The organism is Dyella halodurans (genome assembly GCF_026283925.1).
GTDB classification, from domain to species: domain Bacteria; phylum Pseudomonadota; class Gammaproteobacteria; order Xanthomonadales; family Rhodanobacteraceae; genus Dyella; species Dyella halodurans.
The window spans coordinates 330,185-346,397 of record NZ_JAPDPF010000002.1; the positions used below are offsets into that span (position 1 = coordinate 330,185).

Sequence of the window (16,213 nt, forward strand, 5' to 3'; positions counted from 1 at the left end):
ATAGCCGCCGACGCAGACTCGCTGCGTTTAGGTGCTGAACGTGCCTCTATCCCAGGGGAGTTCATTTATCCATCGATGACAATGGATGTGAGTAGGTGCTCATCCCGCACGACGATCTTGGAAAAGGTCACTTGAATGGCCAGCTCCTTCTCCAATTGCTTCAGCTCACGATTGAGGAAAGGTCGCGAACAACCGACGAAATCCGCCAGTTGATCTTGCGCAGTCTTCAGGCCCAGATGAATTCCGTCATAGCGAAGCACGCCAAGTTTATCCAGGTACGTTGAAGCTAGCGCACGGTTACTGCCGACGTTGGCTTGACTTCCGCGACGCTGACGGCACTTCCAAGCCGACCGCTTCATCCCCGACTGCAGCCGCGCATATCGCTTGGACACGATGTGCCCCTTGCGGCGAATTCGCGTGGGTTGGCTCGCCTCTGGATGCGGTACTCGGGCAAGGGGCAGGCAAGGGGGATTTGCAGAGTTTGTCACCTCAGAGACAGATTTGACGTCAACTGGCCATTAGCCTTCATTGGCGAAGGTCGCCCCTGCGCGCTCCATGCGCCGCGGTCAAATCGATTCACGCGGCGCGCGGAAGACAAGCAATCACCGACGTTTCTTGAAGACGCGCCGCTACCCCACGTGGAAGGCGCCTTGTTCGGTCGCCGGAATCCCGTTGCGTCGCAGATTGTGCGGTCAGTTCGAGCCGGATAGGAGCGCTCGCTCATCAAGTTTTGTGGTGGGGCGTTACATGGAGCACCTCGATCCCCTCACCAACTTTTAACGAGGCCTCCCATGGGTGATTCCGCCAAGGTCCTGCGACTACCGATTCCTTGCCCCGGACGCTCGTTGCGCGCGTTGGCTGGCTGCGCCGAGGATGCGACTGGCATGTGTACCTCTCCCATCGCCTGCCTCAATAACAAGGCGGCGAGGAATGCCGCAAAAGGCGCAAAGGTCGAGCAACTTTTTGAAGTAGCGAATCTGCTTGAGACAGCGAGTTGGGCCCAACGCGTTCAGCGATCGACGCTGGAGGCACTCTTGAGGAATGGAAGGCCGCGCAGAATGGTCCGTGGCGAAGTCATTGCGCGGAGTGGGGCGGCGGCGCGAAACCTGATTCTCGTCGTGTCGGGGGCCATCGAAGTAAGCATGATGAGCCCGGGCGCGCGTCGCCGCATTGCGGCATATCTCGGGCCTGGAGAGATCTTCAACATCGTACCGTTCATGGATTGGGATGGCTCACTTCATGACGCGATCGCGCAAAGCGACATGCTCGTTCTCATGCTGGATCGTGCTGTCGTTGAAGATGCCATGGCCAATGATTCGATGCTGGGGCTCATACTCATGGAGATGGTCGCCAAACGGGCCCGACTGTTCTACCGCGTGCTAGCCGAGCATTCGCTGCTCTCTCCGCGTGATCGATGCGTTCGAACATTGCTGCATCTCGCCGCGAAGTTTGGAGTGGTCATGCCCGATGGAAATGTGGACATCACCTTGAGGCTTTCTCAGGAAGAGCTGGCAGACGTCGTGGGTTGTTCGCGGCAGAAGCTGAATGTTCAACTGAAACAACTTGAGAGAGATGGGTTTATTAGTCTTGCCTACGCGCAGGTTTCCATCTCCAACGAGCCGGGCCTTCTGGCATTGGTCGTAGAGGGTCGGAAGTAGCCAGGGCAAGGGTCCGTCAGATGCTGGTACTTCGCTTTCATGACCGCGCTTTATCGTAACTCAAGGCGGACTCGACGCTCCGAGCATTAGAGTCCTCTCAAGCCTGAGTCTTCGGTCCGCTGCAGGCAAGGTTTCGGGGCCGTACCCATTGAAAGCACCCGTAGCGTTTCCGCTCCCGGAGCGGGTGCTTGGATGACCGTACGTCTGATGAACAGATTCGAGCTCGGGACATTTCAGATCCTGATCTGTCACCTTCGAGACAGTCTGTAGCGGCGGCCCATCGCTATGCTCGTTCGCGAGTTGCGTAGAGAGTTTTCAGGCATGCTCGTTTCCACCTTTCCAACCAGCGCGGCGCCCAGGACGATCGCCACGCCAGAACAAGAACAGCCGCGCAGTGCCCGTCTACTCTTCTGGGGCGGTGCGGTTGCGCTGTTCGTCATGGTGCTGGTTTCGGACGCAGCCACGATGATGTTGCGTCGCCATGTAGGGACCATGGCCCCGATCTGGTCAGCCAACGGCTTTGTAGCCGGTGCGCTGGTGTGCATACCACGTCGATATTGGCCGGCGATGGTCATGACGACTTTGGTAGCTCTTTTTCTCGGCCAATATCTGGCCTTCGGCACGCTGCAAGGTGATCACCTACTCGTGGCGTCCCTGCTGGCAACGGCGAACGTGCTGGAGATTCTGTTGGTCTCTTTCACCATTCGCCGCTATCTCCCGGTCGTCGCTGGAGAGGCCAGTGGCTACCTTCGTCTCGGTCGAGTACTGATCGGTGCATCGCTGGCAGGCTGTGTTGCATCCACCATGCTGGCCGTCGTCGCGCATGCGTTGGCCCCCGATAGCGCGCTCCTCGAAACGTCAGAGAACTGGTTCCCCGCGCATCTGCTTGGCATGGTGATCGTCGGCATGTTCACCCTGGTGGTGTTTCGCGAACGCGGCCGCGTATTTGGCACGCCAGGGACGCGGATGCGCATGTTGCGCGACGTGCTGCTGCTCACGGCCGTCACCATCGGCGTGTTCGCGCAGACGCGCTATCCGCTGCTATTCACGGTCTTTGCACCGCTGCTGTTCCTTGTATTTCGCTACGGTTCCACCGGCCTGGTCGTAGGTGTGACCATCTTGACCCTGGTCACCAACATGGCCACGGCTTTCGATGTAGGACCATTCTCGCTCATTCCCCACACGACAGTCGAAGAGCGCACCTTGATCGCGCAGGTCTATCTGGGCGTGATATGCCTGGTAGCCGTGCCCGTGATGCTGGCACTCGGAGACAGGCAACGCCTCTCCGGGAAAGTCGCTGAAAGCGAACGCCTGTATAGGCTGCTGGCCGAGTACGCCAGCGACCTGGTCGTGCGCATGGCCAGTGATGGTGCCCGACGCTACGTTTCGCCGTCGGTAAAGGAGCTGCTGGGCTGGACACCTGAGCAGTTCGCGGCCCAAGGGGTCGAAGCCATTCACCCGGACGATCGGGAGCGCGTGGCCGCAGTCATTGGGCACTTGCGGCGTACCGGAGAGTCGAAGCTCGTGCGTTACCGGGTCCGCAATCGCGCGGGCGGCTACCATTGGTTCGAGGGTCTAGGCAAGCTCGCGCCCAGTCCGGATCGTGCCGGTGAGATCGAGTTGGTCTATTCCGCCCGCGACATCACCGCGCGCGTGCTGACCGAAAGAGCGCTGGCCAACAGCGAGGGTCGCCTACGCGCAATCACGGACGCCATGCCAGCGATCATTGCGCATGTGGATGCCGAGCAGCGCTATACGTTTGTCAACGCATTTGCGGGCGAAGTGAACGGCGTCGAGGCTGCATCGATCATTGGGCATACGGTCATGGAGGTGCGTGGCCCTGACGTCTATGCCGTGCTCAAGCCACATATCGAGCTGGCCCTGCGTGGCACCACCACCACATTCGAGTACGACGTGAAGTTGGACGGTCAGACCCGGTACTTCCAGGCCAACTATTTGCCGGCACGCACCGGCGACGGAACGCCCAACGGCTTTTACGCGCTGAACACGGAAATCACGCGCATCAAGCTGGCCGAACAGCAATTGCACTTCCTGGCGCATCATGATGCACTCACCGGTATTCCCAACCGGCTGACGTTCCAGGAAAGCGTCCAGCTCGCGGTGCAGCGTTCCGCGATCACGCACGAACCGTTGCTGCTGATGATGATCGACGTCGATCACTTCAAGCAGATCAACGACACCTACGGCCATGCCGCTGGCGACACCGTCCTGAGCGAGGTGGCGACGCGGCTCAGTGCGACAGTCCGAAAAACCGATCTGCTTGCACGCCTCGGCGGCGATGAATTCGTGATCCTTTGCCCCAACATCGAGGACATCGACACCGCCCGGAACCTGGCGCAGAAGATCACCGATGCGATGCAACGACCAGCCTCGCTCGGCCACACCGAGATCAACGTCACCTTGAGCATCGGCGTGGCGCTATGCCGCGATACCACCTCGGCGGACGCCCTGGAGAAGCGCGCCGACGAGGCGCTCTACCAGGCCAAGGAAGCCGGGCGCGCGTGCTTCCGCATTGCCACGGATGGCGTCTGACTTGAAGGGCCTGAGAGAGACGTATTCGTTGGGTTTCGACGCATAATGGGCCGTTTTCGATGCCGAGCGCTATGGTTGCCGTGAGGGGTTTGGGCCGCCTATGGACTCCGCTGTCTGTCGGCCGAGCGAACTCAGTAGTTCGCGGCATGTCATCGGTTTGGCGAAGTGCCAGCCTTGGGCGTACTCCACGCCCCGGTCCCTGAGGTACGTGGCCTGTGCTGCATTCTCCACACCTTCTGCTATCAGCCGAAGTTGCAGATCCTTTGCCAGTGCAATGATGTGCAGGACGACATCATTCTTCACGGACTCGGTGTCGATGGCATCGATAAACGATTTGTCGATCTTCAGATAGTCGGTGCTGAGCGTCTGCAGGTAGCAGAGACTAGAATAACCCGTCCCAAAGTCGTCGATCGCGACCGCGAAACCAAGTTTCCGTATTTCTTCCATAATGTTTCGCGCCTTTTCAGGATCGATGAGGCTGCGCTCCGTGGCTTCGATCACGAAGTTGCGCGCGTTCGCCCCTGTCACCCCTGCGCAGAATTTGGTCAGGCGCGACACAACATCAGGTGACTGTATTTCGATGGAAGACACATTGATGGCGACATGGAAATGCGGGTGGCTCTCGAAGAAGCCCGCCATGTCAGCCGTCACCAGTTCGAACACATGATCCGTGATCTCTTCGATGACGCCCGATTCTTCTGCAACCGAAATGAAGACGTCAGGCCGCACCTGTTCTCCAGTCGACCTTCGCCAGCGCAGCAACGCCTCGGCGCCAACCCATCGACCGGTCTTCAGTTCCACCACGGGCTGATAGACCAGATGAAATTCCCGTCTCCACAGCGCATCCCGAATGCTTTCGGAGAGCGGCACTCGACGAAGCGCCGATCGGGCGGCCGCGAGCAAAAGTACGGCCATCGCAAAGGCTGCACAGGACAGGATAAGCAAGCCGGCGTAGCGAATCCGGGCGCGCACCTCATCATCAGGGATCGCGGCGAATGCAAAGTAGTCGTATCTGGGCGAACGCCAGAGCGAAACGATCCGATGGTTCTGGACGAATTGCGTGTGCTTTGAGTCGCCCAGTCTGGTTCGCCAGGTTGGATCGACCCCACCCCGAGCCGCCTTGATCTCGTTCGAGCTATAGATGACCGTGCCGACCGCCATATCGCGGTCATTGATAAAGACATCGATAGGCAAGGTCGGCGAAAGAATGGCCGAGTACCCGTTTCCGGCGGCCGTGATGATCGTGACTGGCTGTGGCTCGATGCTGCTGGCGAGAGACAGGTTCACATCCCGTAGCATCATCAAGTTCCCTGAAGTGCCCTGATACCTCGGAGGCGGCAAAGGGATGCCCGCGCCATGGCTTCCATAGGAAGAGCACATGAGTCGACCGTTTGCGACGTATCCCACACCCTGCAGTTGCCCGTATTTGAGGTTGGTCTGCGCCATCAGTGCCAGATTCTCTGGCGAGCAGGGGAGGGCGCCTTGAGTTTGCACATCGCGAATGGCCGCACGTATCTGATCACTCGAGCGCTCACTGCGCTCCAGGACCTCCACCCCGACAGCGTTCAGTTTGCCAAATGCCGCATTCCAGATCTGGTTACTGGCGTAATGAAACGCGACGCCCGCAAGCAGGGCGATAACCAGAGTTCCAATAAGCGCAGACGAAACAAAGGCCTTTATGCGGCCAATAGGACCTCTGTTGAAAGCACGGACGTAGTGTCCAAGCGGATGCATGCTTCATGCTCCAGAGGATTTGGGCCACGAACTCCGTGGCTTGCCCCGTATCCGGCAGCCAAGCCGAATACCACTAAACCTGTACGATCACGCTGCGAAATATGCGGATGGCGCGTTGCAACGGCAGGGCGCCTGGACCGCCACTGTCCATAGCTATGACCTGAGGATGTCAGGCAACACTCTGCATCATTTGATCGTCAATTGATGTGAAAATGGCGATTCTTGCAGAGCCTTTTCCGCTCTTCCGCTCACGTCGAGGCTGGCGCTGGTCCGCTGCCGCCATTCGTTCTTGCCCCTGTTTTACGCAAGGACCAATGCTGCTATCGCGTTGGCCTGTTTCGAGCCCAGGTTGCCTCATTGGTACGTAAGGGTAAGAAGGAATACATCGACTGTTCGTGCCTGGCGTGATTGAGTCATGTAGTTGAAGTAATACGAAAGCACACGATCTGCGTTGTTTGCCGTTAATGGCGATAATCGAGCGCGAACGGGCGGATGTTCGGAGTTCAGTGCATCCCTGGTGCTCTCATGGCAAAAGGGGTGAGGTGGTCCGCCCGGATTTAAGTTCGCAGAAAGTAGCTGAATTCGTTCTGCGGCTACGTCACATGTCGGCGCTACAACTTCCCCTTGAAAGGAAATCGTCCCCGCGCTAGCCGCAAAGGGAATCGTTAGCGTCAAATCGAGGCAGAGCGTAGCCATCAGGCTCGTCCACTTCATGCTGAGAAGGATGCGTGGTGACATCCAGAATCAAATTGAAGATGTATCTTGGACAACGTACGGCTGCCAAGTCCGCTTTCCATTAGCACTTCGATGTCCAGAAGTTGCCCAGCCACCGCGACCGAAGCGCCTTGCCGTGAGTGGTGCCGATTTTCCGAATCGCTTCGCGGGCCTGATCGGGTATCGCCAGAACGTGTTTTCGCGACTGCGATTCAGGGAAATCGATCGCACAGATCGAGCTGTGCAGGGATAGCCCGTATAGCCACAAGATATCTTCGATCTCAATGCTGGATAAGCGAAATATGTCCCGGCAGACAACGCGCCTGGTTCTATTCAACAGCGAGTTGAGCTCGTCAAGATATTGGTAACGACCATCCTTTTTGAGGAGAGCGCTATCGACCATGCCATCAAGTGCCGACAAGAGTGGTGAATAGCAGTCGTTCGTCGCCATTGGACTTTCCATCACGCAGGAATATTTTTAGCTGAGGGGTATCACCGTATGGCCCACGAAAGGGCAACGACGACCATGGCCCCAAAGATCGCTCCCAGCGCACCCGCCGTTAGCGCTGTTCTGTATAGAAGGCTTCGTGCCGACGTCGGCACTCTTGTAGTGCGACGATAAGCTGCACGGGATTGCCGCATCGTCATCGCTGCAATTTTGCTGCTTCACAAGAGCGCATTCGTCTCTGGATTCGGTGCTCGGGAAGGGACAGGCTAGTGGGCGACCCTCTTGAAGTCTGTCACCCCAGAGACAGATTCGAGGTCGGGTAGTCGCCAGCCTCTCATTGCGAAGGTGGCAAATAGAATGGCCTTTAGCCGGCGCTTGCCTGGCGCGCCACCAGAAGAATCGACTCGCGCGACTCGGCTCTAACGAGAGAGGGCGTTTCCAACGTGTCGCGTTCCAAATCAGAGGGCAGGGAGCTGCAACGCGGCGAGAAGGTAGGTAATGGCGTCCCCAAATCCGACCCGCAGCCGCCCAGGAGATGCAGATGGCCTGTGTCTGGAGCATCTCCCAAGCGGCAGACCAGGGGATCGACCTATTCCCTTTTGCGGCCATCTCCGTCGAACGGCCTCGCGAAGTCTTGGCTGCTGGCCACAACACGCGATCATGGATGATCGGGCCCGGCCGCATGATCAGCCGCGGACCAGATGAAGTCCTGGCGACCCGCAGGAACCACCAGTCCAGTTGCACCAAAGACTGGCTCGTCGACCCAGCGAAGAAAGAGCTTGGCGTTCCGATGTGTCAGCCTGGGACCGTTTCGGCCACTGAGCGACGGGATGAGGAAATACCGACGCATCTTCCAGCCGCACCAGTCGCCTGCGAAGTCATGGCGGCAATCCGACGATCCGCGAGCATCTGGGCGATCTCGCGGACGGTCATGGCCAACCTGGACGGTGCGCGCAAGGCCTGGGTACCGGCATCAAACGTCCAGTCAAATGACATGGGCTGCTTCCTGCGGGAACTGAGGTGTTCAAAAGGAAGCAAGGCGGCTACCAAGCCGCGTCAGGGAACGCCTAAAGCGGCGTGAGAGCCTACTGATGTAATTTTACAGAGTAGGTCGTTTCCGCTGCCGTTGCGATTTGACCTATCTTTAATCGACAGATATATCAATTACTTGACATGCCTTGGCGCCCGTTACACTGCGGCCGGGCCGTTGCGTACCATTTGCTGCTGGGTGTTGCACTCGCTCGAAAATTTTCAGTTGGCGAAAGTGACGGGGCATGCTCAAGGCTGCGCCCCGAGAGACAAGGGTGTTGATGACTGCCTGGCAGCGATCAACGCTTACTTAACGATCATCCCTGCCGGGCCCCAAGCCTAGGGATTCGACCTGAGCTTTTGGAAGAGCGCCCATCCCGTTCAACGATCGACGGACCTGATCCCACTGTGGGAAGAACTTCACCCAGGCGCGCATGCCCCCCACTTCACCCACGGCTAGAAGCATGGCCTTGTGGGACGCAATCAGAAGCTCACGCGATTGCTGGAGAGCTAGGCACGACTCCTCCAGTCGCGCGACCTTCAGCCGCAAGTTGGTGACGGACTCCTGGTCGACGTCCTCGGCAAGCTTCCTGATTGCCTGCTGGCGTCGCTGGAACTCTTCCAGAAGGGCGCGTCGTTGCGCATGCCGGGTGATATCGGATGCATTCTTGAACGGCGCCCCTGATTCCCGCGTGACCGCTCTTGCCGTGATCGTGACGTTGGACGAAAGCATCTGCTCGAGCGCGGCTTGTAGCTTGGCTATGTCATCCACGATGCTCATTGGTCACCATCCCTTCGTGGCTGAGCATCGAGAATGGAGCCTTGCGACACGGGCTCAACCGAAGTGAAGAGATCGCGACCTTCCGGGAAGGGCTTGCTGTCCGGCGCTGTATCCAGAACGATCTTAATGTTACCGACGCGAGTGGCGATGGATTGGAGCTGGTTTTCCCAGCCGACGTTACGGCTGGATTCCGGAACGGCCTTGATACTCGATTCGACGCGAATGGTCATATCAAGAAGTTTCTGCAGGTTTTCTCGCTCCGAGGTTACTTTCGTACGCGTCAGGTGCCTGCATCCGTTGAAGCACTCCAAGTGTTTAGGGCAGGGGTCGACAACGAAGCTGTTAACGCACAAGCCGTATGGCGTGACGTGCAGTCCGTCGGCCTCTGCCTCTAAATATTCGAACGCCGCTTGGTCACCCTTGCTTGTCTGAATCTTCAGAAATTCATCAATGATGGGGCCACTGACTCTTCGGGCCACGATGAGCTTCGCGAGCTCCTTTGTCCGATCTCCAAGGGAGGCCGCCACCTCCGGGAGGTCAACGTGAGCCAAGTCTTCTGCAAGGCTCCGATGATCGTAGGCATGGCTTTGCGACACGTTTCGACGCCCGAATCGCTTGGTGATGATCGCGTCAGAGACGCCGACTCTAAAGAGCTCCGCATTTTGAAGGTGACGGATCGAATGAGTGACCATCTTCAGCCCGCGGGACTCCGGATCTCTGCAGTACCGTGCAAAAAGTCCGTTTTCGCCTCCTGCGAGCATCTTTTGTATATCTTGCGCCGATGCACGCCCCACAAAGGCATAGCGTTTCACATCAACGATACCGCCGTTCCTGCCGTCGATCAATGATCGGATCGGCGTGAGAAAGAGGATGCCTGCCGGGCTGATTGACCCATTTTTAAGCGGAAAGGGCGTCGTATCAGACAACTTGGTCGCCATGAATTTGTGGACCGCGACTTCCACCGCCTTCACGCTGACGAATGCCTCATGCCACGGCGTATTTCCCCTGAAGGGCCGATTTCGCGCATCTACAATTTCGACACCCGTTGCCTTGCAGAACTTAGCCCAGTATTTGCCTATGTTGTCGCTCAGGCCATGGCGAAACCGACGCGACTCGTGCCACTCTCGAATTTCGTCGAGAACATTGCTGTCGTAAGAGGCTCGGTATTTTTCGACAAGATCTTCGGGCAACGGACGGGAGGTGATTTGAATGGCCCCGGAGAGTCGCGTGTACATCTCCCACGCTGGCACCAGATCGCCTTCGCCAAGCTCGGGAAATATCCGGCCTGTCGCAACCTGGTGCTGTAGACGAATGCGCATCGCCGCCGTTAGTGCTCTCGCCCTTTCTACCGCCTCTTGAGTCATGTCCGCCAGGAGTGCGGGAACGTGTTGGAGGGTTTCAAAGAGATACACACCGGAAGACTTCTCATCATCCGGCTGCTTCTCCGCAAAGTAGCGGAGCGATAGGGATCGACCTATGCCGCCAAGCGTTTCTGCGGGGCGGCCCATTGGATCGATATGCTGAGTCCACAGAAGGCAGTCATTTGGAAGGAGAGCTGTCTCGCCGATACGCATTCCTGTGGCAATCGCAAGCTTGAGGTGCTCAAATCGAAGTGCGTCCGCGAAGGTCTTTGGCCGCTCGGTGTAAATAATTCTCACCAACTCCCAAAAGGCCTTCTCATCAGGAAGCCTATCGGCGGCTTTTCGCTCACTCAGCTCTTTCCGCTGGCTGTCTGTGCGGCGGTAGCTATTGTCCCGCTTCTCGAGACTCTCCACAGCCGCATGTTGGGTGGCCGCCTCTGTTGTTGCATACGGCACGCAGTAGCGAAGTAGGGGTGAGTGGTTCGCAACATGCCGCACGTCAAGCTGGTTCCTGACAGCCATCTTAAGATTCGCCGCTATCTTTCCGGATGCACCGAAACGCATGGCCACGTTGTATGCCAATTTTATTAGATCCGGCGTGACGTCCGTCGGGTCTGTGTCCTGCGCACAAAGTGCCAGGATGCGGAGCGGGCGCAGGACGTTAATCAGCGCGTGCTGCGGTTTATTTCTCTTGACAAGAATCTCGTCAAGAACCACCGACTTGCATAGGTCCGCCCAGCCCTTCGTCATGGTCGATCGCAACGGGGACTTCGGGTGATCGGGCGGCATGGTTTCTTGCAGTGCTACTAGCTCCGCCTCCGAAAACTCGAAGCCAGTGAGCCATAGAGTCGGAGGTGGAACTTGCCCCGCAAGGGTAGTCAGATTCCATCGCTCGCTCTTTGCAACCCTTCCGGTCGCGTTATCGCCGATGTCCCAGGAAAGCCCGTTTGCGGTGGCGAGTCGCTGGCCGGCCTCGACAAGCCTGGTCAGGAACTCATTCATTGGCTTCGCCCATGCTTTCAGCGGCATCGCTCGGTATGCCGTGGATGACTTGCATGGCCGCGCGCAGTGTGCGCGTTAACTGGGCCTGTGAACCTGACCCAGTCTCATGAGAGGCATTCGCAAACATCCTGACTACCGGTCGAAGGCTGTCGACGACGTTTTCGTGGACGCTACGATCAGCCACAGGAAGAAAACGCCTGCATGTGTAACAACTGAGAACGGGGTTCTTGGCGCATAGGCTTTGCCCGATAGTGCAGCCACCAATTCCCGCGATCGGTATACCGTGTGGTACCGCGCCAATCTGCTGCGACGGCGGAAGGGCGCGAAGCTCCGTGCTCGTAATGGTTTTTGTTTTAGCTGTTTCGGCGATCGTCGTGTAGATGGGGGATAGGGACAAGGCTTGATTGACGCGCTCGGCCTGCGAAGGAGATGCGTCAAAGTAGACGTTCGCCGTTAGCGTGGACGCATGCCCTAAGAATTCACTCAGCGAGATGTGGGACGCACCGGCATCCGCCAGTCTCTGCGCGGCCGTGTGCCGAAGATCGGTGGGAGTCCATGCCTCCCCCAGTAGTTCAGAAGTCAAATCAATGATGACGTGACTGACACTGGCAGGCGACAGGTGAAAGAGACTGTCCGCTGGCGAAGTCGAGTCGGCATGCTTCGATCCTTGCCTCCTTAAGAATTCAACAAATAGCGCCGCCCATTCATGCTTGATGCGGCGAGTTACTCTGCGAAGGGCATCTCTATCCCGAAGCTTGATGAGAGGAACCGACACATGCACCGCGCCGCTTTCATGAAGCCTCACATCCTGGACCTTGATTCGCGCGATAGAGCCAGGGCGCAAGCCGTACTGGTGGGATAGCAGCAGAATGCACGCGTTCCGCAGCTCGAGGTCGCCAATGCTAGTGCTGCCGCGATCAATTGCCGCCTTTAGGTCGTCAAAGAATTCTATGATGAGGCTTTGTTGATCGAGCGGAACAAAGCACTCGCGATTTCGGACGGTTTTATAGATATCTGCGCGCGGCGCCCGTAATGCGCTTACAAGGTCATGCAGATCCATAGTCCATTGACCAATTGACAGTTCGCACATTGAGTGAATCGCAGATCGCAGTGCGCCGGCGACGCTAACGGTCTCCACCGGTAGAACAAACTCATTCCAGTATTCGGACCATTCTGTCGGGCTTAATGTGGCAGCTCTTGCGAGGTGGCTTGGCCGAGTGAAGAGCAGGTTGGCGTAGGTGACTACGGTGCTCGGATCGCATCGATCGAACAGATCGGTCACGATGTGCTTAAAAAGCAATCGGTATCTCAGGGGGAACCTGAGAAAATTTAGGTTGTGCTTCGTTCCGTCAGCGTGCACGTACCAAATATCGGTCTCAGAAAGATGAGATATGGAACGAACCTTGTCGTGGAAGTCGTCGTAGTAGCGAATCAACCGGGGCAGATTGTCTGGTACTTCAGGAGACGGGAGCTGCTCAAGGGAAAGGGCTTCGGGGGAGTTCATTTCAATTGACACCATCAAATCGTCGGAGCGAATTTACGAGGCAGTCGTAGCTCTCATTCCAGTCTTCAGCCGCCGCCGCCTCAAAGTACGCCCTGCCATAGTGGCGCGGCATGGGTGATGAAGGAGACCAACCGAAAAAGGCACGAAGTTTCTCGCAGGCGGTGTCGAGGTTGTCGCCATGGTCGACATATTTGCTGAGACGATAGACGGCGCAGGTATGTCTCAAGCTGTGAAGGGTTACGCTGTGCGTTCCGCGATCCTGAAGTGTTTTCACTGCGCTGACCGACAGGCTGCCAGTGGCGATTTCCATAATGCGCTGAAAGGATCTCAAATTGAGCGGCTTGCCTTTTTGAGAGCCAAACAAGAAGGGATGGCTCGAACGCCTCTTTTTATATGTGCCGACCAGGTCCGAAATGACCGCCAATTCCTCCGAGACTGGAAGTTGCCTTGCCGAGTGCCTTGTCTTCAATGAGGGCTTGTCGCGCCTCGGATCCTCATTTGCATAGGGAGAGCGCCCCACGTTGATCCAATGACGCTCCTTGTTGGCTTTAACATCGAAGGACGAACTGATGGCATCAACGGGCAACATCGCGAGCTCGCTTCGGCGGAGGCCTGTATGTAGCAGGAGGATGAAGATCAGGTAGTTTCGCCAGCGCTCCCTCTCGGAACGGAAGGGGTTGCGTACGTGCTTCGGGTCAAAGATTTCGCATAACTCGCGCACCACCAATGAAGGAAGGGCGCGTATTGGAAGAGGTGGCCGCGAAGGGGAGGGTGAAAGCTGGCCATAAAGCCGTCGTATGCGCCGCAGTCGAGTATTGAGGTCCTTTACTCGTGCCTCTGCGCTGGGGCCCAGATAGGTCAGCATGTCAGTTACAAAGCGGCTGGCAGACGTCCAAGCCAGATCACCCGACACGCCCTTGGCGGACGCCTCGTTGCGAACTTTGGTGTGGAAGGCAAGTAGAATTGCCTCAATCGCGTCAAAGTCCGCCGCCATGAGCACGCGATCGAGACTTTCGCCGCCCAACACTTCAGCAGCGCGGTAAAGTCGATCGACCGCATACAGGTGGCGAATCCTGGTGTTTGATGCGAGCCCAGCCAGAATCGCCTCAGACCAAATGGTTGCGCAGTACCGGGGGAGCCCGTGGGAGTCGATCAACACGGCGCCTGCCAGCCCTCTGGGCGCCGCATGTCCCGTAATAACTAGAGTCCCCATTGCCATGGACCGGCGCGCAGCGGCACGAAGGAAGGCGCCATGCTCCTTGAGTACCGCAATTGCAAGGAGTGCCAGGAAGCGCGATTGGAGTTAGGCCGCCCCATTACATACCCTTCGGAATTCCAGGATGTCGTGTATTAACGCGTTCGACCGTGCAACCCATTACTTGAGGCTTGAAGCGAGCACCATTAAGCGATGGTTTATCGGCGCCTCGATCACAGGCCGCTATCCATGGTGCGGATTACGGTGATGGCTGCGGATCCCGAGTGAAGGCCTGCATTGGCTGTTATCATCCACGCCATCACACCCGCCACGCCTCACTACCACGGCTCATTTGCCTTGGCACGCGCAAATTGGCGGGTTTTTTTTGCCTGTTCCAAGGGCTAGGGACAGATGGTTTCACCTGCACCGCGCCAGGAGAATCCAGCCCGCGCGCAGTCAGACCCGTCATTTCACATCCAGCCGTCACCAGTGACGGCCCGCCGCCAGGGCGTCACTGGTAACTGTCCAGGCGGGCATGCGCGATGCAGGGTTGTAGACATCGTTCAAGCCTCAAACCAGCCAAATTTGCGACTGACGCAAAATTGGCTGGGGTGACCTCGATTATCGAAGCGTCGTGCGATGAAACAGGCTACGCATCGTAACTAGCGAGACTCTGGCTTTGTGACCGTTGTGATCGGCCCGGGCCTGTACCACGCTGCGTCTTCAGAGCACTCCGGAATATCGCTGCAGTCGATGTTCTCTTCCCGTATCGCCGCCAGGCGCGCGTGCGCCTCAGCGCTCAGAGCCGCCGGCTTGCCCGTGTCCAGCCTGAATTTTATGACTTTCCCTTTCAGCATGGCGGCGCCCTCATTCGGGTTTTAGAGCTACCAGCTCGGCCAATGTGATTTCTCCGGCCACATAGCGGCGGGTGCGCTCCTTGGTGGCATCGTCCGGGGTGAAGCCTTCCAGGGCAACGGTAGCCAGCGCGTAATTCACACATTCCTGACGGCGTTGCCGCGCAGCCTCGCCACCCTCGATCACTTCCATCCCGCCGCCCGGTAGCATCCGGACTAGGTCGCCCTGATCGTCCAAACCGACGTAGCCTCCTTCAGCGCGCATCTTGGCGGCGAGGGCGTCGCTTTCTGGGTTTGGCGCCATGAGGTAGGCCGCAAACATGTCCATGAAAATGTCGGCTTCGTCTTCCGACAGGTCGTCGGCATCAAACTTGCCATGCAGAGCAGCATGAACGCGATCTAGCGTGTAACCGACCGTTTTGTTCATGGTGGGTCCCTGGTTGTCGGTCTAATTCACCTGTGTTCATCTACCTTTTCGACCGTCCAAGCTCTTCAGCAGTCGATCCTTGTCAGCTGATGTGAGCTTGTCAAATGCCAAGATCATGGCGGCCATCTTGTCGTCCGCCGCAAAAAGGTAGGGCAGGGGGACCTCAAGGGCCTTGGCCAGGCGCTGAACCGTGGCCATGTCTGGCTCATGGATGCCCTTCTCGTACCTATTGATGCGAGTACTGGCCACGAAGGGATCAATCCCTGCCTCAATTCCAAGGCTCTTTTGAGAGAGGCCTCGATCTTCTCGAGCCTCCTTTAGCCGCCGCTGGAAGACCAGGCGGAGGTCAGCATCACCGGGCATGCGTACGCGTCTCGTAGATTGATGCTACGAGATTCGTAGTTTTGCCTTGAGTTCGATACTACGAATTTCGTAGCATGCAGCGCAAGCCCCTAATGGGCGGAAATTGGGCTCACGGTCATGCGGCTGCTGCTCACCGACGAAGATGATCCGATCTCCATCCCGCTTGACGATGTCATCCGGGAGGCCTGGGCTCTCCAGTACGACAGGGCGCATCGAGGCGATAGCATGGATCGGCTCCGTGAACGAATCGCAATTTGCTTCGCTAACAGCCTAGCTGTGTGCCTCGACACCGATCTACAGCCACCGACTGCCGCTCAGATGCAGTACGCCACATCGATTGCCAGGGAGCTTGGTGTTTCGTTGCCCTACGAGGCACTCCGTTTTCGCGGAACCATGGCAGATTTCATCGACCGTTTCGCGGACGCTCTGCGTGCTAAACGCGAAACCTATCTCCGCAAATAGGGGATGCCCATGACAAGTGATGAAGATGATCGTTTTGGTATGCCACAGAGCGCCTTCGAAGCTGCGTCGGACAGCGACGGACGTGACAGTCCAGTTTTCCGCGTCGGAATGTATGTGCCTACGCGCAG

At 57.6% G+C, this 16,213-nt stretch carries 13 protein-coding genes; 4 read left to right on the forward strand and 9 right to left on the reverse strand.

Annotated features, from left to right (window positions below; translation table 11 throughout):
• Positions 1 to 65: 65 nt before the first annotated feature.
• Positions 66 to 392, reverse strand: a complete 327-nt coding sequence (locus OUZ49_RS05185; protein WP_266148922.1) for a helix-turn-helix domain-containing protein — start codon at positions 390 to 392, stop codon at positions 66 to 68.
• Positions 393 to 791: 399 nt separating this feature from the next.
• Between OUZ49_RS05185 and OUZ49_RS05190 the strand changes: the two genes are divergently transcribed.
• Both OUZ49_RS05190 and OUZ49_RS05195 read left to right on the forward strand, forming a co-directional pair.
• Entirely contained in the window at positions 792 to 1,658 is an 867-nt protein-coding gene (locus tag OUZ49_RS05190) for a Crp/Fnr family transcriptional regulator (protein WP_266148924.1), read from the forward strand.
• Between the two features lie 321 nt (positions 1,659 to 1,979).
• Positions 1,980 to 4,211 (forward strand): sensor domain-containing diguanylate cyclase, encoded by a 2,232-nt coding sequence (locus tag OUZ49_RS05195; protein WP_266148925.1) that lies wholly within the window; start codon positions 1,980 to 1,982, stop codon positions 4,209 to 4,211.
• Positions 4,212 to 4,280: 69 nt separating this feature from the next.
• On the opposite strand, the gene OUZ49_RS05200 is transcribed toward OUZ49_RS05195, so the two are convergent.
• Positions 4,281 to 5,945 carry an EAL domain-containing protein gene (locus tag OUZ49_RS05200; protein ID WP_266148926.1) on the reverse strand — a complete coding sequence of 555 codons (1,665 nt, stop codon included), beginning with the start codon at positions 5,943 to 5,945 and terminating at the stop codon, positions 4,281 to 4,283.
• Positions 5,946 to 6,741: 796 nt separating this feature from the next.
• Positions 6,742 to 7,110 carry a hypothetical protein gene (locus OUZ49_RS05205; RefSeq protein WP_266148927.1) on the reverse strand — a complete coding sequence of 123 codons (369 nt, stop codon included), beginning with the start codon at positions 7,108 to 7,110 and terminating at the stop codon, positions 6,742 to 6,744.
• A gap of 538 nt (positions 7,111 to 7,648) precedes the next feature.
• On the opposite strand from OUZ49_RS05205, the gene OUZ49_RS05210 reads away from it, so the two are divergent.
• Positions 7,649 to 8,188 (forward strand): hypothetical protein, encoded by a 540-nt coding sequence (locus tag OUZ49_RS05210; RefSeq protein WP_266148928.1) that lies wholly within the window; start codon positions 7,649 to 7,651, stop codon positions 8,186 to 8,188.
• A 258-nt stretch (positions 8,189 to 8,446) separates the two neighbouring features.
• Here the strand turns inward: OUZ49_RS05210 and OUZ49_RS05215 are convergent, their stop codons facing one another.
• From OUZ49_RS05215 to OUZ49_RS05240, 6 genes are all read right to left on the reverse strand, one after another.
• Positions 8,447 to 8,917, reverse strand: coding sequence for a hypothetical protein (locus OUZ49_RS05215; protein WP_266148929.1), 471 nt, complete (start codon positions 8,915 to 8,917; stop codon positions 8,447 to 8,449).
• Entirely contained in the window at positions 8,914 to 11,280 is a 2,367-nt protein-coding gene (locus OUZ49_RS05220) for a hypothetical protein (protein ID WP_266148930.1), read from the reverse strand. The genes OUZ49_RS05215 and OUZ49_RS05220 overlap by 4 nt, the downstream gene beginning before the upstream one ends.
• Positions 11,273 to 12,784 carry a site-specific integrase gene (locus OUZ49_RS05225; protein ID WP_266148931.1) on the reverse strand — a complete coding sequence of 504 codons (1,512 nt, stop codon included), beginning with the start codon at positions 12,782 to 12,784 and terminating at the stop codon, positions 11,273 to 11,275. Before OUZ49_RS05225 ends, OUZ49_RS05220 begins: the two co-directional genes overlap by 8 nt.
• Before the next feature lies 1 nt (position 12,785).
• Positions 12,786 to 13,943: a site-specific integrase gene (locus OUZ49_RS05230; protein WP_266148932.1), complete on the reverse strand. Its 1,158-nt coding sequence runs from the start codon at positions 13,941 to 13,943 to the stop codon at positions 12,786 to 12,788.
• Between the two features lie 903 nt (positions 13,944 to 14,846).
• Positions 14,847 to 15,260, reverse strand: a complete 414-nt coding sequence (locus OUZ49_RS05235; RefSeq protein ID WP_266148933.1) for an antitoxin VbhA family protein — start codon at positions 15,258 to 15,260, stop codon at positions 14,847 to 14,849.
• A gap of 36 nt (positions 15,261 to 15,296) precedes the next feature.
• The gene (locus OUZ49_RS05240; protein ID WP_266148934.1) at positions 15,297 to 15,623 is read right to left on the reverse strand and encodes a helix-turn-helix domain-containing protein; all 327 of its coding nucleotides are present in this window, start codon (positions 15,621 to 15,623) and stop codon (positions 15,297 to 15,299) included.
• Between the two features lie 117 nt (positions 15,624 to 15,740).
• Here OUZ49_RS05240 and OUZ49_RS05245 point away from each other — a divergent pair, with 117 nt between their 5' ends.
• Positions 15,741 to 16,085: a hypothetical protein gene (locus tag OUZ49_RS05245; RefSeq protein WP_266148935.1), complete on the forward strand. Its 345-nt coding sequence runs from the start codon at positions 15,741 to 15,743 to the stop codon at positions 16,083 to 16,085.
• Positions 16,086 to 16,213: the final 128 nt, after the last annotated feature.